Here is a 19,924-nt window from a genome sequence, read left to right as displayed (position 1 = left end):
CCCAGGGCGCAGGAAATCGCACCCGCTGTTTCGCTCAGACGACCCTGGCGATGCCGTGTTTACGCAGTTTTCGATACAAGGTATTGCGGCTGATGCCCAGCTGCTCGGCGACATGGGTCATGTGCCAGCGGTTTGCCTCCAGTGTGGCCAGCAGGGCCTGATGTTCGGCGTCTTCCAATGGCGCCCTCATCGCCGGCAAGCCGGCTCCCACAGGTTCAGTGTCGCCCTTTGGCCTAGCGCTATCCTTTTGGGAGCTGGCTTGCCGGCGATCGAGGGCAAAGCCCTCGCCCTGGTTACGGACAACTGCGGGCAAATCGGAAAGTGCTATATGGGTGCCCTCGCATAGCGCCACCAAGGTCCGCAGCACGTTGCGCATCTGCCGCACGTTCCCCGGCCAGGCAAAGTCCAGCAGCGCCTGCCGCGCCTCAGGCGCCAATTGCACAAGGCCCCCCCGCGCCTCCTGACGCAACAGAAAGTCCAGCAACTGCTCCTTGTCACTACGTTCGCGCACGGCTGGCAGCGCCACTTCCAGACCATTGAGCCTGTAGTACAGGTCCTCCCGGAAACTGCCCTGCTCCACCCGTTCGAGCAGATCCCGGTGAGTGGCGCTGATGATGCGCACATCCACTGCCTGCGGCTCGCCCCCGATGGGCACTACCTGGCGCTCTTCCAGCACCCGCAGCAAGCGGGTCTGCAACGCGAACGGCATGTCACCGATTTCATCCAGCAACAAGGTGCCGCCATCGGCCTGCAGAAGCTTGCCGCGCATGCCTTCCTTGCGCGCCCCGGTGAAACTGCCGCCGCGATAGCCGAACAACTCGCTCTCGATCAGGCTCTCAGGGATCGACGCGCAGTTGACCGCCACAAAAGGCTTGCTGCGGCGCTGGCTGGCCTGGTGCACGGCCTGGGCGAAGGCTTCCTTGCCGCAACCGGTCTCGCCACGCAGCAGCAACGGCACATCACGCTCGAACACGCGTACTGACCGGCGGAATTCATTCTGAAGTGCCGGGTCGAGCAAGCAGATGCCCGGTTCAACTTCAGCCTTAACCTGAGGCAACGCCGCAGGCACCGACCAAATGGGCTGGCGAGCTTGACCGCGCAGGGATGCAAATACCTGACGGCCATCACGGGTACGCAGCGGCCAGACCGTACCACCCTGGGGCATGGCCCGGCTGAACAGTTCATCATGGCCGCAGGCAAAGAACTGCTCCATCGGCTTGCCCAACACGCCACCACGAATCGTGCCCAACAGATTCAATGCACTCTGGTTGGCCGCGCAGATTCGTCCATCTCCGTCAAAAGCCAACAACCCTTCGCTGAACAGCCCCACCGACTCGGCCTGCAGGTGAAAGCGCAACAACCAATGCTGGTCGAAATGGCGCAGGAAGTAACAGCTTTCGATCATTTTCGCCGACAGATTGACCAGCGCCATGGTGTGGAACTGGCTCTGGCGCGATACATCAGGCCGTGCCGACGATACGTCGAGCACCGCCAGCAGCTCGCCATGGGGGTCGAACACCGGGCTGGCCGAGCACGTCAGCCCAGTGTGGCGGCCACGAAAGTGCTCGTTCTGGTGGATGGTCAACGCCTGGCGCTCGACCAGGCACGTGCCGATGCCATTGGTGCCCTCGCGGGCTTCACTCCAGTCCGCGCCCAGCCACAGGCCGGCGCGCTCGAAACTGCGGCGCTCGGTAGGGGCAGTGACACAATTGAGGATGACGCCGCGGGCGTCGGTCAACAGCACCGCGTGGCCTGCACCGGAAAGCTGCTGATGCAGACTGTTCATTTCGGTATCGGCGATTTTCAGCACCTGGCGCAGGCGCTCACGGCTTTCCAGCAGGCGCCCGTGTTCGAGCACCACGGGGGCTTCGATCAGCGCCGGGTCGAGGTGATAGTCCTCCAGGCAACGCAGCCAGGAGCGGGCGATGGATGGGTCACTGCCTGCGCCGCCTGCCTCGCCTCGGGCGACGGTGTGGACTTGTTGGGCATGGCGGCTGAATGGGTTGCTCTGCATTTGTTGTTGTTCTCCGCAGATAGAGATTCCCGTCAGCATCCTCCACCTGCCAATGCAATGCAATGGCACAGAGACCGCCCGGTCACGCACTGTGTCGCAAACGGTACAAAGTGTCACCCGGGCCGTGCCAGCGCTGGCACAGCACCTGCCAACCGCCTCGGCAAAACTGACCCAAGTCATTGATTCACAAGGAGCGCAAAGCACTGGCCCAACCTTTGCTCTACGCTTTTCAGCTCCCTAACAAACACAATAGCCAGGAGACACACCATGCGTTACGCACATCCCGGTACCGAGGGCTCCAAGGTTTCCTTCAAGAGCCGCTACGGCAACTACATCGGCGGTGAGTTCGTAGCTCCGGTCAAAGGGCAATATTTCGAAAACACTTCCCCGGTGAACGGCAAGCTGATTGCCGAATTCCCCCGCTCCACTGCCGAAGATATCGACAAAGCCCTGGACGCGGCCCATGCCGCCGCTGACGCCTGGGGCCGCACCTCGGTGCAGGACCGCTCCAACGTCCTGCTGAAGATCGCCGACCGCATCGAGCAGAACCTCGAAGTGCTGGCCATCACCGAAACCTGGGACAACGGCAAGCCGGTCCGTGAAACCCTCAACGCCGACATCCCCCTGGCGGTCGACCACTTCCGCTACTTCGCCGGCTGCATCCGCGCCCAGGAAGGCGGCGCCGCGGAAATCAACGAAGGCACCGTGGCCTACCACATCCACGAGCCACTGGGCGTGGTCGGGCAGATCATCCCGTGGAACTTCCCGATTCTGATGGCCGCCTGGAAGCTCGCCCCGGCTCTGGCCGCTGGCAACTGCGTGGTGCTCAAGCCAGCCGAACAGACCCCGCTGGGCATCACCGTGCTGGTGGAACTGATCGGCGACCTGCTGCCACCGGGTGTGCTCAACGTGGTGCAAGGCTATGGCCGCGAGGCAGGTGAAGCCCTGGCCACCAGCAAGCGCATCGCCAAAATCGCCTTCACCGGCTCTACCCCGGTGGGTTCGCACATCATGAAGTGCGCGGCCGAGAACATCATCCCATCCACCGTCGAGCTGGGCGGCAAGTCGCCGAACATCTACTTCGAAGACATCATGCAGGCCGAGCCAAGCTTCATCGAGAAGGCCGCCGAAGGCATGGTGCTGGCGTTCTTCAACCAGGGAGAAGTCTGCACCTGCCCATCGCGGGCGCTGGTACAGGAGTCGATCTACCCGCAGTTCATGGAAGCGGTGATGAAGAAGGTCAAGCAGATCAAGCGCGGCGACCCCTTGGACACCGACACCATGGTCGGCGCCCAGGCCTCGCAGCAGCAGTTCGAGAAAATCCTCTCGTACCTGGACATCGCCCAGGAAGAAGGCGCTGAGCTGCTCACCGGCGGCAAGGTGGAAAAACTCGAAGGCGCACTGGCCAGCGGTTACTACATCCAGCCGACCCTGCTCAAAGGCAACAACAAGATGCGCGTGTTCCAGGAGGAAATCTTCGGCCCGGTGGTCAGCGTCACCACCTTCAAGGACGAAGCCGAAGCCCTGGCCATTGCCAACGACACCGAGTTCGGCCTCGGTGCCGGCGTGTGGACCCGCGACATCAACCGCGCCTACCGCATGGGCCGCGGCATCAAGGCGGGCCGCGTGTGGACCAACTGCTACCACCTGTACCCGGCCCACGCCGCGTTCGGGGGCTACAAGAAGTCCGGCGTTGGACGTGAAACCCACAAGATGATGCTCGACCACTACCAGCAGACCAAGAACCTGCTGGTGAGCTACGACATCAATCCGTTGGGCTTCTTCTAAACCGCGTCGCCTTCTTCGCGGGTAAACCCGCTCCCACAGGTCCTGTGCTGGTCTTGAATTTTGCACATCAATCTGTGGGAGCGGGTTTACCCGCGAAGAGGCCAGACCTGCACTACACAAATCCAGGCCGGTTCTCGTGCACGAACCGCTCTGGCTCGCTTCCTGCAGTACATATCACCAAGGGCCGGAACCCTCCGGCCACCAAGAAAAAGAACAGGTGAATCATGCCAAGCGATCAATCCGCCGGCACGCCGGCAGGCTCTTCCGTCGACTTCGAAAAAGTCGGCTCGGACTACTTTCAACAACGTGAACTGAAAAAAGGTGCCGCCGGCTGGGTCCTGCTGGTGGGCCTGGGCGTGGCCTACGTGATCTCCGGCGACTACGCCGGCTGGAACTTCGGCCTGGCCCAGGGCGGCTGGGGCGGCATGTTCCTCGCCACCTTGCTGATGGCCACCATGTACCTGTGCATGTGCTTCTCCCTGGCCGAACTGTCCTCGATGATCCCCACCGCAGGTGGCGGCTACGGCTTTGCCCGCAGCGCCTTTGGCCCCTGGGGCGGCTTCCTCACCGGTACGGCCATTCTCATCGAATATGCCATCGCGCCAGCGGCCATCGCCGTGTTCATCGGTTCCTATTGCCAGTCGCTGTTCGGCATCGGCGGCTGGATGATCTACCTGGCGTTCTACATCGTGTTCATCGGCATCCACATCTTCGGCGTGGGTGAAGCCCTGAAACTGATGTTCATCATCACCGCCATCGCCGCCATCGCCCTGGCTGTCTTCCTGGTGGGCATGGTGCCCCATTTTGATGCAGCGAACCTGTTCGACATCGCCCAGACCGACGCGGTGGGCGCCAGCAGCTTCCTGCCCTTCGGCTATGTCGGTGTGTGGGCGGCCATTCCCTACGCCATCTGGTTCTTCCTGGCCGTCGAGGGCGTGCCGCTGGCCGCCGAAGAAACCAAGAACCCACGCCGTGACCTGCCGCGCGGCCTGATCGGCGCCATGCTGGTACTGCTGGCCTTCGCCCTGCTGATTCTGGTGGTCGGCCCAGGTGGCGCGGGCTCCGAGGCCCTCAAGGCGTCCGGCAACCCGCTGGTCGAAGCCTTGGCCAAAGCCTACGGCGGTTCCACCTGGATGGGCAGCTTTGTCAACCTGGTGGGCCTGGCAGGCCTGATCGCCAGCTTCTTCTCGATCATCTACGCCTATTCCCGGCAGATCTTCGCCCTGTCCCGCGCCGGCTACCTGCCGCGCAAGCTTTCGGAAACCAACAAGAGCAAGGCGCCAGTACTGGCCCTGGTCATCCCCGGCATCATCGGCTTCGCACTGTCGCTGACCGGCCAGGGCGATCTGCTGATTCTGGTGGCAGTGTTCGGCGCGACCTTGTCCTACGTGCTGATGATGGCCGCGCATATCACCCTGCGCATTCGTCGGCCGAAGATGGAGCGCCCCTACCGCACCCCGGGCGGCATCTTCACCTCGGGCGTGGCGCTGGTGCTGGCCTGCATCGCAGTGGTCGCCGGTTTCCTGGTCGACCCTCGGGTGGTGATTGGCGCTGCAGTGATCTATGCGGTATTAATTGCCTACTTTGCTTTCTACAGCCGCCACCATCTGGTAGCGGGCACACCGGAAGAGGAATTCGCCGCGATCCAGAAGGCCGAAGAGGCCCTGCACTGATCGCCGACACCCGCCGCGGGCCAGCCCCGCGGCGCTCTGGAGATTCTGTATGGCAAGTTTCGTACACACGGTGGGCCACCTGGTCTACCGCTTCGACAGCCTCAAAGAGGTGATGGCAAAAGCCAGCCCGGCACGTTCGGGTGACTACCTGGCGGGCGTCGCTGCCAGCAACGACGGCGAACGGGTCGCCGCACAGATGGCTTTGGCCAACATTCCGCTCACCCACTTCCTCAACGAAGCGTTGATTCCCTACGAACAGGACGAAGTCACCCGGCTGATCGTCGACACCCATGACGCCGAGGCGTTCGCAGCGGTCAGCCACCTGACCGTGGGCGGTCTGCGCGACTGGTTGCTCAGCGATCAGGCCAACGAAGACAGCCTGCGCGCCTTGGCCCCAGGCCTGACGCCGGAAATGGCCGCGGCGGTGTCAAAGATCATGCGCGTGCAAGACCTGGTGCTGGTGGCGCAGAAAATCCGTGTGGTCACGCGCTTTCGCGGCACCATGGGCCTGCGCGGACGCCTGTCCACCCGCCTGCAGCCGAACCATCCGACCGACGAACCGGCGGGCATCGCCGCCAGCATTCTGGACGGTCTGCTGTACGGCAACGGCGACGCCATGATCGGCATCAACCCGGCCACCGACAGCATCGCCTCGATCTGCGCCCTGCTGGAAATGCTCGACGCCATCATCCAGCGCTACGACATCCCCACCCAGGCCTGCGTGCTTACCCATGTCACCACCTCGATCGAGGCGATCAACCGTGGCGTGCCGCTGGACCTGGTGTTCCAGTCGATTGCCGGTACCGAGGCCGCCAACGCCGGTTTCGGCATCAACCTCAATGTCCTGCAGGAAGGCTACGAAGCGGGCCTGTCGCTCAAGCGCGGCACCCTTGGGCAAAACCTCATGTACTTCGAAACCGGCCAGGGCAGTGCGCTGTCGGCCAATGCCCACCACGGTGTCGACCAGCAGACCTGTGAAACCCGCGCCTACGCCGTGGCCAGGCACTTCAAGCCATTTCTGGTGAATACCGTGGTCGGCTTCATCGGCCCGGAATACCTGTACAACGGCAAACAGATCATCCGCGCCGGCCTCGAGGACCATTTCTGCGGCAAGCTGCTCGGCGTGCCCATGGGCTGCGACATCTGCTACACCAACCACGCCGAAGCCGACCAGGACGACATGGACACCCTGCTGACCCTGCTGGGTGTGGCCGGGATCAACTTCATCATGGGCATCCCCGGCTCCGACGACATCATGCTCAACTACCAGACCACCTCGTTCCACGACGCGCTGTATGCGCGCCAGACCCTGGGCCTGAGGCCCGGCCCCGAGTTCGAGGCCTGGCTTGAGCGCACCGGCATCTTCACCCAGGCCGATGGCCGGGTGCGTTTCGGTGACAACCTGCCGCTGGCCTTCCGCCAGGCCTTGGCACAGCTTGCATAGGGATGACCATGGACCATCGCACGCCTACCCCTGACAACCCCTGGCTGGCCCTGCGCAACCTGACCCCGGCGCGCATCGCCCTGGGGCGTGCCGGCACCAGCCTGCCGACCGGCGCGCAGCTGGATTTCCAGTTCGCCCATGCCCAAGCCCGCGACGCCGTGCACCTGGCCTTCGACCACGCCGGCCTTACCGCTCAGCTCAGTGACCGTGGTCGCCAGAGCCTGGTGCTGCACAGCGCCGCCAGCGACCGCCACCAGTATCTGCAACGGCCCGACCTCGGTCGGCGCCTGAACGACGATTCGGTGGCCGTGCTGCGTCAGCATGCCCAAGCCAACCCAGGTGGCGTCGACCTTGCCATCGTGGTGGCCGATGGGCTGTCGGCCCTGGCCGTACACCGCCACACCTTGCCCTTCCTGACCCGCTTTGAAGAGCAGGCCGCCGCCGATGGCTGGACCCGTGCCCCGGTAGTGCTGGTGCAACAAGGCCGTGTCGCCGTGGCCGACGAAGTGGGCGAGCTGCTGGGCGCCCGCATGACCGTCATGCTGATCGGCGAACGCCCTGGGCTAAGCTCTCCAGACAGCCTGGGCCTGTACTTTACCTACGCGCCACGGGTCGGCCTGACAGATGCCTACCGCAACTGCATCTCCAACGTCCGCCTGGAGGGCCTGAGCTACGGCATGGCCGCCCACCGTCTGCTATACCTGATGCGCGAAGCCTGTCGCCGGCAACTGTCCGGAGTGAATCTGAAGGACGAAGCCGAGGTCCATAGCCTCGACAGTGAAAACGCCCCCAGCCGCAAAGGTAACTTCTTGTTGGGTGAAGGGTAAAAAACATGTCACGGAAGGCGGATTGCACTTGTGGCCCGCATTGGGCAGCATGCCATCAGAGCTGCTGGCAATCCGCTGTTTCCCCAAATGGACTCTGAGGGCCGCACATGCGCATCATCAAGGCAACCATGCAACACCTCGACCTGCTCACCCCGCTGTTCGTCAAATACCGTGAGTTCTACGGGCAGTTGCCCTACCCGGACAGCTCGCGCAGCTTTCTGGAAAAACGCCTCAAGCGTGACGAGTCGGTGATCTACCTGGCGCTGCCGGATGACGACGACAGCAAATTGCTGGGCTTCTGCCAGCTCTACCCAAGCTTCTCGTCGCTGTCGCTCAAACGGGTGTGGATTCTCAACGACATCTACGTGGCGGAGGACTCACGGCGCATGCTGGTGGCCGACCACCTGATGCGCGAGGCCAAGAAAATGGCCAAGGAAACCAATGCCGTGCGCATGCGGGTGTCCACCAGCGCCAACAACGAAGTGGCACGCAAGACCTACGAGTCCATCGGTTTTCGTAAAGACACCGAGTTCGAGAACTATGTGTTGCCGATCGTCCTGGAGTGACCAAACAGGCCTCATCGCCGGCAAGCCGGCTCCCACAGGTAATGCGGTCGCGGTCCTTGTGGGAGCCGGCTTGCCGGCGATGAGGCCAGTACAGGCAACACAAGACAGTTGTTCTCCAAGCCACAGCGCCACGATAGGGCCGCCACAGCCTCCTCGGTAACCCCCCGCTACAATCTCTCCGGGCACGTTTCCTACTTCGCCGTATAATGCCTCCCTCTGTCATGTGTGAAAATTTACCCACCTAAAGGTAAACAAGCCCACGCCCTTGGCATTGTCCGTCATCGCGTCCCCGTAGCTGCGGGTCAAGAACACAGGTGCTGTACATGGATTTCAACCCGCTGGACCTCATCCTGCATCTCGATGCCTACCTCGATCTGCTGGTCACCAACTACGGTCCCTGGATCTACGCCATCCTGTTCACCGTGATTTTCTGCGAGACCGGCCTGGTGGTGATGCCGTTCCTGCCGGGCGACTCGCTGTTGTTCATCGCCGGCGCCGTTGCAGCGGGTGGAGGCATGGACCCGGTTCTGCTCGCCGGCCTGCTGATGGCCGCAGCAATCATGGGTGACAGCACCAACTACGTGATCGGGCGAACGGCGGGTGAACGGCTGTTCAACAACCCCAACTCGAAGATCTTCCGCCGCGACTACCTGCAGCGCACCCACGAGTTCTACGAACGCCATGGTGGCAAGACCGTGACCCTGGCGCGCTTCCTGCCGATTCTGCGCACCTTCGCCCCCTTCGTGGCCGGCATTGCCCACATGCACTACCCACGTTTCCTGGCCTTTAGCGTTGCAGGCTCCATACTCTGGGTCGGTGGCCTGGTAACCCTGGGCTTCTTCTTCGGCAACGTGCCGTTCATCAAGCAGCACCTGTCACTGATGGTGGTCGCAATCATCTTCCTGTCGCTGGTGCCGATGATTCTCGGCTTGCTGCGCAGCCGCCTGGGCCGCACGGCCAAGGCCCACTGACCAACGGCATGTGGTCGTTGAGCGCCTGGCGGCGCAAGCGCACCCTGGCGCGCTACCCTATCGCGGCACAGCAATGGCAGGTGGTCCGCGAACACCTGCCAATGCTTGATGGCATCAGTGACGAAGAGGACCGCTGGCTGCGCGACGCCTGCATCCTCTTCCTGCACGACAAGCACCTCACCACGTTGCCCGGCGTGGAACTCAATGACGAACAGAGGCTGTTCCTCGCCGCCCAGGCACAACTGCCGCTGCTGCATCTGGGTGATTTGAACTGGTACCAGGGCTTTCACGAAATCATCCTCTACCCCGACGACTTCAAAAGCCCCCAGCGCCACCGCGACAGCAGCGGTGTCGAGCACGTCTGGGACGCCGAACACAGCGGCGAGGCCTGGCAGCAGGGCCCGGTGATCATGGCCTGGCCCGGCGTGTTGGCCAGCGGTGGCTGGGAGGCCTACAACCTGGTCATCCACGAACTGGCGCACAAGCTCGACATGCTCAACGGCGATGCCAACGGCCTGCCGCCACTGCACAGCGACATGCAGGTGGAGCAATGGGCCAGTGCCATGCAACAAGCCTACGACGACCTCAATCGGCAACTGGATACCGACCCCGACGCCGAGACCGCCATCGACCCTTATGCCGCCGAGAACCCCGCGGAGTTCTTTGCCGTCAGCAGTGAATACTTCTTCAGCGCCCCCGACCTGCTGCAAGGCAGTTATCCACAGGTGTACCAGCAACTGTCGCTGTTCTATCGGCAAGACCCGCTGGCGCGCCTGACGCAGCTGCAGGCCGAGCACCCGGACTACCGCGAAAGCCACGCCTGATGCGGCCGCACATCAGGCCAGGCGTGGCGTGCCCAGGCAGAATGTGCCTATAATCGCCGCCACTTTTTTGATCAAACACGGGGGCATAGCCCAATGAGCTACAGCAAGATCCCGGCTGGCAAAGACCTGCCGAACGACATCTACGTCGCCATCGAGATCCCGGCCAACCACGCGCCGATCAAATACGAGATCGACAAGGACAGCGACGCTCTGTTCGTTGACCGCTTCATGGCCACCCCGATGTTCTACCCGGCCAACTACGGCTACATCCCTAACACCCTGGCCGACGACGGTGATCCGCTGGACGTGCTGGTTGTCACTCCGTATCCGGTTGCTCCAGGCTCGGTCATTCGTGCCCGTCCGGTCGGCATCCTGAACATGACCGACGACGGCGGCGGCGATGCCAAAGTTGTCGCAGTTCCACACGACAAGCTGTCCCAGCTGTACGTCGACGTGAAGGAATACACCGACCTGCCTGCGCTGCTGATCCAGCAGATCGAACACTTCTTCGAGAACTACAAAGACCTCGAGAAGGGCAAGTGGGTCAAGATCGAAGGCTGGGAAGGCGCCGACGCCGCCCGTGCTGCGATCACCAAATCGGTCGCTGCCTACAAGGGCTGATACCGGTTGCATGAAAAAACCCGCTTCGGCGGGTTTTTTTGTGGGCGCAATCCAGCCTGTTAGCCCTGGAACGTAAGCGGTCCTACTTCGTCCTAGTACTTTTCCCACAATTCATGCTTTTTGCCGTAGTTCGCATCAACATCAGGTTCATTTCCCTGCTGGCAGTCGGCCGCTACACTCGATTCCATGAATACCTCCGGTGAACGCCTCAGGGCCCTGCTCAACGAATGCGGCCTGACCCCTTCCGACCTTGCCGCCATGCGCAGCGTCTCGGCCCAGCACGTCAACAACTGGTTCAAGCGCGGCGTCCCGCTGGCCCGACTCGACGAGCTTGCGGAGTTGTTTTGCGTGAACCGAGGCTGGCTGCATACAGGTGATGGCCCCAAACACCCCATCGCCATCCTGCGCCACCAGACGGTGCGACCAGAATCTGGCGACGACCCCATCTCTTTGTCGACGGTCGACGGGCGGTTGCAGCCAGTCCCCCTGCACGAGCTGCGTAATGGCCAGCTGGTGCCTGTAAAAGGCAAGCAATTGCGCCTTCCCGCGCAGGCTCTTCAAAAGCTGGGCATCAGCGCCAGCCACACCATCTGCATGGCCATGCCTGCCACCAACATGGCACCTCTGATCCCAGGAAATGCACTCCTGGCCATCGACCTCAGCCTGACCGACGTGATCGAAGGCGAAACTTATGCGCTCTTGCACAACGGCACCCTCAGGGTGAACAGCCTGAGCCTGGGCCAGTCGGGTACCTTGTGCCTGCACAGCTTTGATCGTCGAAACCACACCGTGGAGCGCTACACCCCTGCGCAACTCAAGAACCAGGATTTGAGAATTCTCGGCTGGGTCTTCCACTGGTCACATTTTCGCCAGCAACGCCCCGCCTGAAACACCCTGTGCCATTTTTTGCTGGGCATCCAGCGCCAGCCCTAGTATGCTACGCGCCACATTCAGCCCCGACCGGTGCAAACCGCGATTCAGAGGGCTCGGCAACGTCTCACACAGCCGTCTGCCATCTCTATTCTGGCCGAGTGCCAACACGATTAAGGCGATTGCGGCTTACCAAAAATTAGCCAAGACCGTCCCCGAGAAGCCGGCCACAAGCCGGCTTTTTAATGCCCCAGCGAAAGCCATTCCCATCATTGTCCACGCGTAGATACCGCTACGCCGCCTCCCCTCCCCATCTGCAACCAGAAGCTGACAGAAATGTCATGTCGACCTCAGCTTTTTGACAGCGCCCAGTCATTACCTTGCCCTAGTGCCAGCCAGATCACTCGATCGGCTAGTGCAAGCTTCACTGAGAGCAATGGCTGTGACACCTCGCAGCCTGGACATCAGCTATCTATCTGACTGGACGCAACGGCATGCAAAGCAAAACCACCAGACGTTCCTTCGTCAAAGGCCTGGCTGCTACCGGCCTACTTGGCGGATTGGGCATGTGGCGCGCGCCGGTGTGGGCGGTGACCAGCCCTGGCCAGCCGAATGTGCTGACTGGCACCGACTTCGATCTCTACATCGGTGAGCTACCGGTCAATATTACCGGCGCAAAGCGAGCGGCCATGGCAATCAACGGCTCCTTGCCGGGACCAACGCTTCGCTGGCGCGAGGGCGATACCGTTACGCTTCGCGTGCGCAACCGCTTGAAGCAGGACACCTCCATCCACTGGCACGGCATGATCCTGCCGGCGAACATGGATGGAGTGCCAGGCCTGAGCTTCCATGGCATCGCCCCCGACGGCATGTATGAATACAAGTTCAAGGTCCATCAGAACGGCACTTACTGGTACCACAGCCATTCCGGTTTCCAGGAGCAGCTCGGGGTGTATGGCGCTCTGGTCATCGATGCAAAAGAGCCCGAACCCTTTACCTACGACCGTGACTACGTAGTGATGCTCAGCGACTGGACGGATGAAGATCCGGCCAGGGTTCAGTCCAAGCTCAAGAAGCAGTCTGACTATTACAACTTCCACAAGCGCACGGTTGGCGATTTCGTCAATGACGTAAGCGAAATGGGTTGGTCTGCTGCTGTGGCTGATCGGAAGATGTGGGCCGAAATGAAGATGAGCCCGACCGACCTCGCTGACGTGAGTGGGTACACCTACACCTATCTCATGAACGGCCAGGCGCCAGACGGAAACTGGACTGGCGTGTTCAAGCCTGGCGAGAAAATCCGGCTGCGCTTCATCAACGCCTCCGCCATGACGTATTTCGATGTGCGCATTCCCGGCCTGAAGATGACCGTTGTTGCGGCGGATGGACAGCACGTCAATCCCGTCCCGGTCGACGAGTTCCGTATCGCCGTTGCTGAAACCTACGATGTCATCGTTGAGCCAGAAAATGAGCAGGCATACACCATTTTCGCTCAATCCATGGATCGAACCGGGTACTCCAGGGGCACCTTGGCTATCCGCGAGGGCTTGCAAGCCCCTATTCCAGCGGTTGACCCACGCCCGCTCATTTCCATGAGCGATATGGGCATGGATCACGGCAGCATGGGCGCAATGGACCATAGTCAAATGGCCGGCATGGACCACGGCAGCATGGCCGGCATGGACCATAGTCAGATGGCTGGCATGGACCACGGCAGCATGGCCGGCATGAGTGAGACCATGCAGAGCCATCCGGACTCTGAGACCAACAACCCCTTGGTCGACATGCAGACGATGTCCCCGACACCAAAATTGAGCGACCCGGGCATCGGGCTGCGTGACAACGGCCGCCGTGTGCTGACGTATGCGGACCTGAGAAGCACCTTCATCGATCCAGACGGTCGGGAACCTGGCCGGACAATCGAGTTGCACCTGACAGGCCACATGGAGAAATTCACCTGGTCATTCGACGGCATCAAGTTTTCCGATGCCGAGCCTCTGCGCCTCAAATACGGCGAGCGTCTTCGTATCACCCTGGTCAACGACACCATGATGACTCACCCCATCCACCTGCATGGCATGTGGAGTGACCTGGAGGATGAGAACGGCGACTTCATGGTTCGAAAGCACACCATCGACATGCCGCCTGGCTCAAAACGAAGCTACCGCGTGACTGCAGATGCTTTGGGGCGTTGGGCCTATCACTGTCACCTCATGTTCCACATGGAGATGGGCATGTTCCGAGAAGTCCGCGTGGACGAATGAACTGGAGATCAAAGATGAACACACCCATGAAACGAAGCGCGTTTTTAATCTCTGCCGTGATGGCTGGCCTGTTGGCTGTTTATTCGCCATCGTCGTGGTCCAGCGACGAACATCAGCAGCACACCCAGAAGTCTGCCGATGCTGAGAAAGCCAAGGGTTCCCAGGGTATGGATCATGGCTCGATGAAAGGCATGGATCATGGATCAATGAAGGGTATGGACCACGGCTCGATGAAGGGCATGGACCACGGCTCCATGGAAGGCATGGAAGGCATGGAAGGCATGGAAGGCATGGAAGGCATGGATCACAAGAAAATGATGGAATCGCATGGCACCGACAAAGCCAAGGCAGGGAAAGATGGCCAATAGTCCGGCGCGACCATCGCTGCTGGCCTTGACCATTTCACTCGGCATGCTGGGCGCTGCGCCCAGCTTCGCCGCTGACGAAATGGACCATTCGGCAATGGGACACGGATCCATGAAAATGGATAGCGCGCCGTCGCATGACTCGATGCCTGGCATGGACCACAGCCAGATGAAGCATGGAAGCATGCAGGGGATGGATCACTCGACGATGAACCATGGCCCTGCTGAGCCTGCGACCAGCAGCCGTACCCCGATTCCCGAACTGACGGATGCGGACCGCCAAGCGGCCTTCCCCCCGCTGGACGGGCATCAGATGCACGACAGCGCGATCAACAGCTTCTTCTTGCTGGATCAACTGGAGTACCAGGACGCAGACGAAGGCAGCGCGCTGGCCTGGGACGCTTCTGGCTGGATAGGCGGCGATATCAACCGGCTCTGGATCCGCTCCGAAGGTGAACGCACCAACGGTGTCACCGAAGACGCCGAACTCCAACTTCTCTACGGCCGCTCAATCAGCCCCTGGTGGGATGTGGTGGCGGGGGTGCGCCAGGACTTCAAGCCCGAATCGCCCCAAACCTGGGCAGCGTTCGGTATTCAGGGCATGGCGCTTTACGACTTCGAAGCCGAAGCCACCGCGTTCATCGGTGAGAATGGTCAGACCGCCGCTCGCCTGGAGGGCGACTACGACATTCTCCTGACCAATCGACTGATCCTGCAGCCAACCGCCGAGGCCAATTTCTATGGCAAGAACGATCCCGAGCGAGGCGTGGGTTCGGGCCTTGCGAATACCGAAGTCGGCCTGCGCCTACGGTATGAAATCGTCCGTCAGTTCGCACCCTACATAGGCGTCACCTGGAATCGTTCCTACGGCAAGACCGCAGACTTCATCCGCGACGAGGGTGGGGATGTGGATGAAGCGCGTTTCGTAGCCGGTATTCGGATGTGGTTTTGAGAGCCAGACATGAAAAGAACAATTACAACGCTGGTAGCAGCAGGCGCCGTCGCCAGTGCGGGCGTATTGGGTGCGGCGTACCTTGGCCTGGTCAATGTTGGGGCTGATGATCCCCATTTTCCAGCAGTGCACGCATTTCTGGCCATGGCCCGTGATCGCTCCATCGCGGTACGTGCCAGAGACATCGAGGTCCCGAACCTCAAGGATGAAAACTTGATTCGTGTGGGTGCTGGCAACTACAACGCCATGTGCATCGGTTGCCATCTAGCCCCTGGCGTCAAGAAGACAGAGCTCAGCCAGGCGCTTTATCCGCCCCCTCCCAACCTTGCCAAGCTTGGGGTCAGTGGTGATCCCGCCGTAGCATTCTGGACCATCAAGCACGGCATCAAGGCCTCTGGCATGCCGGCCTGGGGCAAGAGCATGGGTGATGAGTACATCTGGGGAATAGTCGCCTTCCTGGATCAACTACCCCAGATGAACGCTCAACAGTACAACGCGATGGTTACGAGCAGTGGCGGCCACCAACATGGTGGTGGCGAAAGTGAAATGCACAACCATGAAGGCCAGCACGGCGACAACGTGCCCGCCCCCGCTGCAGAGGCGACCTCCGGGAGAGGTCATCATGACAAGGGACATGCAGAGGCGCATCATCCCGAATCGCCATCGCCCGAGCCAGCGCCTGGCCACCACGGGAATAACGAAGCCGACAGTGGTCACCACTCAAAGCCGGCTTCGAAGACGCATATTCACCGTGATGGTAAGCAGCACACCCATGAGGGCTAATTGAGCCTCCTTAAAGCTACGGTTCATTGGCCAGTTCCGCCTCGATCTCTGCAATGCTAGGCAGGCTCCGCCCTAGGTCTTCAGGCAAATCGCGCAACAATTGGTACTCGGCGACGCCAATGGGTTTGTCGATGCCCGTCAGCGCATACTCGGCCACCAAGCGGTTCTGCTGTTTACACAGGAGCAGCCCGATAGTGGGTTTGTCGTCATGAGCCCTGACCTGCGCATCTATCGCCGCCAGATAGAAATTCAACTGCCCCGCGTGTTCCGGCTTGAAAGCTGTAGCCTTGAGTTCCACTACTACATAACACTTGAGGCGGGTGTGATAGAAAAGCAAGTCGATGAAAAATTCATCGCCACCCACTTCAAGACGAAACTGCCGACCAACGAAAGCAAAGCCTGCGCCTAACTCCAGCAAGAAACGGGTGATGTGGCGTATCAAACCATCTTCTATATCGCGTTCATGAGCGTCATCGCCCAGGCCAAGGAAATCGAACAAATAGGGGTCTTTCAGGGTTTCCTGGGCCAAGGTCGACTCAGCGGCTGGAAGACGGGCAACAAAGTTGGTGACCGCAGAGCCTTGGCGCTGCTGCAAACGGTTTTTGATGCTTTGCTCCAACGTACTGCGTGACCAGCCATGCAGAACAGTTTGCTGTGCGTACCACTCGCGCTCGGCTGGACTACTCAACTTGGTCAGCAGCGTGACGACATGGAACCAAGGTAATTGGTCAGCAGGCTGCTGACCAAATTGGCGGTCAGGCTCAAAGAATTCGACCATCGAGGCCCTGGCGAAGATAGGCCGCATGATAATGGGTCGATTAATCTTCGTTCGACTGCACCAACCAGTTATCCGTCTTCTGAGCCGACTGGCCACGTAGGATATGTGTCTTAATGTTGGCTTTAACGGATGGCCGCCCACGTTATTTGACAAAAAGGTTCTTCACGGAATGTTGGGGGGGCTTCGAAGTGCCTGCCCTGGGTTTGTAGGTGATGCGTATATCGAGCAACGAAAATGGTGTGACAAGCCCAATAAAAAGCCCCTGAGCATTGCGCCCAAGGGCTCTTCATTGTCAGTTTGACACCACTCTCCGGACGTCATCACCACCCCGCTCCACCCGCTGCCGGCGACGTCGCGTCACCAACAGCCCCGAGCACACCACCACGATCGCCAGCGCCATGGTCGACACCACTTCGACCCGATGGTCCGGCCGCAGCAGCATCACCACCAGCACCGCGCTGATGAACAGGATCACGCCCCAGGTCAGCCATGGGAACAGCCACATCCGGTAGCTGAGGGTCTTGCCCTCGGCGATCAGGCGTTTGCGCAGGCGCAGCTGGGAAATGGCGATGACCAGGTACACCAGCAATGCGATTGCGCCAGAGCTGGCCATCAGGAAGCCGAATACCTTCGAGGGCACCAGGTAGTTGGCGATCACCGTCAGGAACGCGGCACCGGTAGACAGCAACACCGCAAAGATCGGCGTACCGCTGCGCGATGTCACCTGGGCGCAGGCCGGTGCATCGCCCCGTCGGCTCAGGGAATAGAGCATCCGCGACGCGGTGTACAGCGACGAGTTCAGACAGCTGGTCACCGAGGTCAGCACCACGAAATCGATGATGGCCTTGGCATGGGGCACGTTAAGGATATCCAGCACCGCGACGTAAGACCCCTCGCTAGCCAGCCGTGGATCATTCCAGGGCACCAGCGCCACGACGATGAAGATCGACAGGATGTAGAACAGCGTGATCCGCCAGATCACCGAGTTGGTGGCCTTGGAGATCTGCTTGCCAGCAGCATCGGACTCAGCCGCAGCAATGGTCACCACCTCGGCACCGAGGAACGAGAACATGGTGATCAACATCGCGCTGAGCACCGCGCCAAAGCCGTTGGGCATGAAGCCGCCGGTATCCCACAAGCGCGAAACCCCACTCACGCCGGTGTTGGGGAACAGGCCAAGGATGGCGCAGACACCGAGGATGATGAAGCTTACGATGGCAGCCACCTTCACCAGCGCCAACCAGAACTCGAACTCGCCGTAGTTCTTGACGCTGAACAGGTTGGTGGCGGTCAGCAGCAAGGTGATGACCAATGACAGCACCCAGATTTCCATCTGCGGCACATAGGTGTTGATGATGGTTGCGGCGATATTGGCCTCGATCGGGATGATCAGTACCCAGAACCACCAGTACAGCCAGCCGATGGTGTAGCCCGCCCACTTGCCGATGGCCTGGTCGGCATAGGTGGAAAACGAACCGGTGTCCGGCGACGCGACGGCCATTTCCGCCAGCATGCGCATCACCAGCACCACCAGCACGCCGGCGAAGATGTACGCAAGGATGGTGGCCGGGCCGGCCTCGGCGATGGCCCGCCCGGAACCTACGAACAAACCGGCGCCAATGACGCCGGCAATGGAAAGCATGGTCACATGACGGGATTTGAGCCCGTGACTGAGATTGTTCTTGTCATTCTGCATGGCATTACCTTTGTTCTTGTACTGCCTCTGTGGGCATTTTCGGTGTCCGCGCTCACCAGCATCGGACGAAAAAGCCCGCCCTGCCCGAGATGGTGAGTCGGACAGATGCGGGTGAGCACAGATCAGGGTGACGCTGACTCAAGAAAGTGCTGACGGCCATCCAGCGACCGTCAGGCATGAGCGTTTCAGGCGAGTTCGTCGAAGCACTCGCCGATCAGGGCCAGACCGCGCTGCAGGTCCGCGTCGCTGACGGTCAGCGGCACCAGAATGCGCAGGACGTTGTAGTAGGTGCCGCACGACAACAGGATCAGGCCTTTGTCGCGGGCTTTCGCCACCACCTTGGCAGTCAGTTCGGCCGCAGGCTTGTTCAGGTCACCGCCTTCGAACAGCTCAACGGCCACCATGGCGCCCAGGTTGCGTACATCCACCAGGCTGTTGTGGCGCTCACCAATGGCGCGCAGGCCGCTGGTGAGGATTTCACCGACCGACTTGGCCCGATCCAGCAGCTTCTCGTCGTCGAAGGCTTCCAGCACGGCCAGGGCCGCAGCACAGGACACCGGGCTACCGGCATAAGTACCGCCCAGGCCACCTGGGGCTACCGCATCCATGATCTCGGCACGGCCGCACACACCGGCCAATGGGAAGCCACCGGCGATGGACTTGGCGAAGGTGGTGAGGTCGGCGGCAACGCCCAGTTGTTCCATGGCGAAGAAAGTGCCGGTACGGCCAGCACCGGTCTGGACTTCGTCAGCGATCAGCACGATGCCGTGCTCGTCGCACAGCGCGCGCAGGCGGGCCAGAAAGTCTTTCGGCGCCACATTGAAACCGCCCTCGCCTTGCACCGGCTCGAGGATAATCGCGGCGATGTCGCTGGGCGCGGCGTCGTTCTTGAAGATGCGTTCGACGCTGGCGATGGCGTCATCGCTGCTCACGCCATGCATGGCGTTGGGGTACTGGGCACGGTACACGCCACCCGGCATCAGGCCCAAACCGGCCGAGTACGGTACGACTTTGCCGGTCAGGCTCAGGGTGTAGTGGGTACGACCGTGGTAGGCGCCAGTGAAGGCGATCACGCCTTGGCGACCGGTGGCGGCACGGGCGATCTTGATGGCGTTTTCCACGGCTTCGGCGCCGGTGGTCACCAGCAGGGTATTCTTCTCGAAGTTGCCCGGTACGCGCTGGTTGATCTTTTCGGCCAGGGCCACGTAGGGCTCGTAGCCGAAGACGTGGAAGCAGGTGTGGGTCAGCTTGGCCAGCTGCGCCTGGACGGCCGCCATCACTTTCGGGTGCAGGTGACCGGTGTTCAGCACGGCGATACCGCCGGCGAAGTCCAGATACTCACGGCCCTCGACATCCCACACGGTGGCGTTCTCGGCGCGCTCGGCGTAAATCTGGTGGATCTGCCCAACACCACGGGGAATGGCGGACATCCGGCGTTGTTGCAGGCTCTGGTTGGTATTCATGTTCACTCCGTTCAAGACTTGATCA

The 19,924-nt window shown here is 61.1% G+C and carries 17 protein-coding genes; 13 read left to right on the top strand and 4 right to left on the bottom strand.

Annotated elements, in window-relative coordinates; all coding sequences use genetic code 11:
* Positions 1–34: 34 nt before the first annotated feature.
* Complete coding sequence (locus PspTeo4_RS24565) at positions 35–2,014, bottom strand: sigma-54-dependent Fis family transcriptional regulator (protein ID WP_322366346.1); 1,980 nt, start codon at positions 2,012–2,014, stop codon at positions 35–37.
* A gap of 267 nt (positions 2,015–2,281) precedes the next feature.
* On the opposite strand from PspTeo4_RS24565, the gene PspTeo4_RS24560 reads away from it, so the two are divergent.
* The 13 genes from PspTeo4_RS24560 to PspTeo4_RS24500 all read left to right on the top strand — a co-directional run bounded on the left by PspTeo4_RS24560 (position 2,282) and on the right by PspTeo4_RS24500 (position 15,962).
* Positions 2,282–3,802: an aldehyde dehydrogenase family protein gene (locus tag PspTeo4_RS24560; RefSeq protein WP_322366345.1), complete on the top strand. Its 1,521-nt coding sequence runs from the start codon at positions 2,282–2,284 to the stop codon at positions 3,800–3,802.
* A 224-nt stretch (positions 3,803–4,026) separates the two neighbouring features.
* Complete coding sequence (eat, locus tag PspTeo4_RS24555; RefSeq protein WP_322366344.1) at positions 4,027–5,475, top strand: ethanolamine permease; 1,449 nt, start codon at positions 4,027–4,029, stop codon at positions 5,473–5,475.
* A gap of 49 nt (positions 5,476–5,524) precedes the next feature.
* Positions 5,525–6,919: an ethanolamine ammonia-lyase subunit EutB gene (locus PspTeo4_RS24550; protein ID WP_322366343.1), complete on the top strand. Its 1,395-nt coding sequence runs from the start codon at positions 5,525–5,527 to the stop codon at positions 6,917–6,919.
* An 8-nt stretch (positions 6,920–6,927) separates the two neighbouring features.
* A complete protein-coding gene (gene eutC, locus PspTeo4_RS24545; RefSeq protein WP_322366342.1) occupies positions 6,928–7,746 on the top strand; it encodes an ethanolamine ammonia-lyase subunit EutC in 819 nt (272 codons plus the stop codon).
* A 107-nt stretch (positions 7,747–7,853) separates the two neighbouring features.
* A complete protein-coding gene (locus tag PspTeo4_RS24540) occupies positions 7,854–8,312 on the top strand; it encodes an N-acetyltransferase (protein ID WP_322366341.1) in 459 nt (152 codons plus the stop codon).
* A gap of 323 nt (positions 8,313–8,635) precedes the next feature.
* Positions 8,636–9,283 (top strand): DedA family protein, encoded by a 648-nt coding sequence (locus tag PspTeo4_RS24535; protein WP_322366340.1) that lies wholly within the window; start codon positions 8,636–8,638, stop codon positions 9,281–9,283.
* A gap of 8 nt (positions 9,284–9,291) precedes the next feature.
* Positions 9,292–10,107: a M90 family metallopeptidase gene (locus PspTeo4_RS24530; protein WP_322366339.1), complete on the top strand. Its 816-nt coding sequence runs from the start codon at positions 9,292–9,294 to the stop codon at positions 10,105–10,107.
* Positions 10,108–10,200: 93 nt separating this feature from the next.
* Entirely contained in the window at positions 10,201–10,728 is a 528-nt protein-coding gene (gene ppa, locus PspTeo4_RS24525; protein WP_084857414.1) for an inorganic diphosphatase, read from the top strand.
* Between the two features lie 186 nt (positions 10,729–10,914).
* The gene (locus PspTeo4_RS24520) at positions 10,915–11,616 is read left to right on the top strand and encodes a helix-turn-helix transcriptional regulator (protein ID WP_322366338.1); all 702 of its coding nucleotides are present in this window, start codon (positions 10,915–10,917) and stop codon (positions 11,614–11,616) included.
* Positions 11,617–12,092: 476 nt separating this feature from the next.
* Positions 12,093–13,862, top strand: a complete 1,770-nt coding sequence (locus PspTeo4_RS24515) for a copper resistance system multicopper oxidase (RefSeq protein ID WP_322366337.1) — start codon at positions 12,093–12,095, stop codon at positions 13,860–13,862.
* Between the two features lie 14 nt (positions 13,863–13,876).
* The gene (locus tag PspTeo4_RS24510) at positions 13,877–14,230 is read left to right on the top strand and encodes a hypothetical protein (protein WP_322366336.1); all 354 of its coding nucleotides are present in this window, start codon (positions 13,877–13,879) and stop codon (positions 14,228–14,230) included.
* Positions 14,220–15,179 (top strand): copper resistance protein B, encoded by a 960-nt coding sequence (locus tag PspTeo4_RS24505; RefSeq protein WP_322366929.1) that lies wholly within the window; start codon positions 14,220–14,222, stop codon positions 15,177–15,179. Before PspTeo4_RS24510 ends, PspTeo4_RS24505 begins: the two co-directional genes overlap by 11 nt.
* A 9-nt stretch (positions 15,180–15,188) precedes the next feature.
* Positions 15,189–15,962, top strand: coding sequence for a cytochrome c (locus tag PspTeo4_RS24500; RefSeq protein WP_322366335.1), 774 nt, complete (start codon positions 15,189–15,191; stop codon positions 15,960–15,962).
* 16 nt (positions 15,963–15,978) lie between these two features.
* On the opposite strand, the gene PspTeo4_RS24495 is transcribed toward PspTeo4_RS24500, so the two are convergent.
* The 3 genes from PspTeo4_RS24495 to gabT form a co-directional block, all read right to left on the bottom strand.
* Entirely contained in the window at positions 15,979–16,767 is a 789-nt protein-coding gene (locus PspTeo4_RS24495) for a PDDEXK nuclease domain-containing protein (protein WP_416196975.1), read from the bottom strand.
* A 265-nt stretch (positions 16,768–17,032) separates the two neighbouring features.
* Positions 17,033–18,436, bottom strand: a complete 1,404-nt coding sequence (gabP, locus tag PspTeo4_RS24490; RefSeq protein ID WP_322366334.1) for a GABA permease — start codon at positions 18,434–18,436, stop codon at positions 17,033–17,035.
* A 185-nt stretch (positions 18,437–18,621) separates the two neighbouring features.
* Complete coding sequence (gabT, locus tag PspTeo4_RS24485; protein WP_322366333.1) at positions 18,622–19,899, bottom strand: 4-aminobutyrate--2-oxoglutarate transaminase; 1,278 nt, start codon at positions 19,897–19,899, stop codon at positions 18,622–18,624.
* Positions 19,900–19,924: the final 25 nt, after the last annotated feature.

The organism is Pseudomonas sp. Teo4, from assembly GCF_034387475.1.
Lineage (GTDB): Bacteria > Pseudomonadota > Gammaproteobacteria > Pseudomonadales > Pseudomonadaceae > Aquipseudomonas.
The sequence above is the reverse complement of the archived record's forward strand: the minus strand, read 5'-3'. Positions and strand labels throughout refer to the sequence as shown.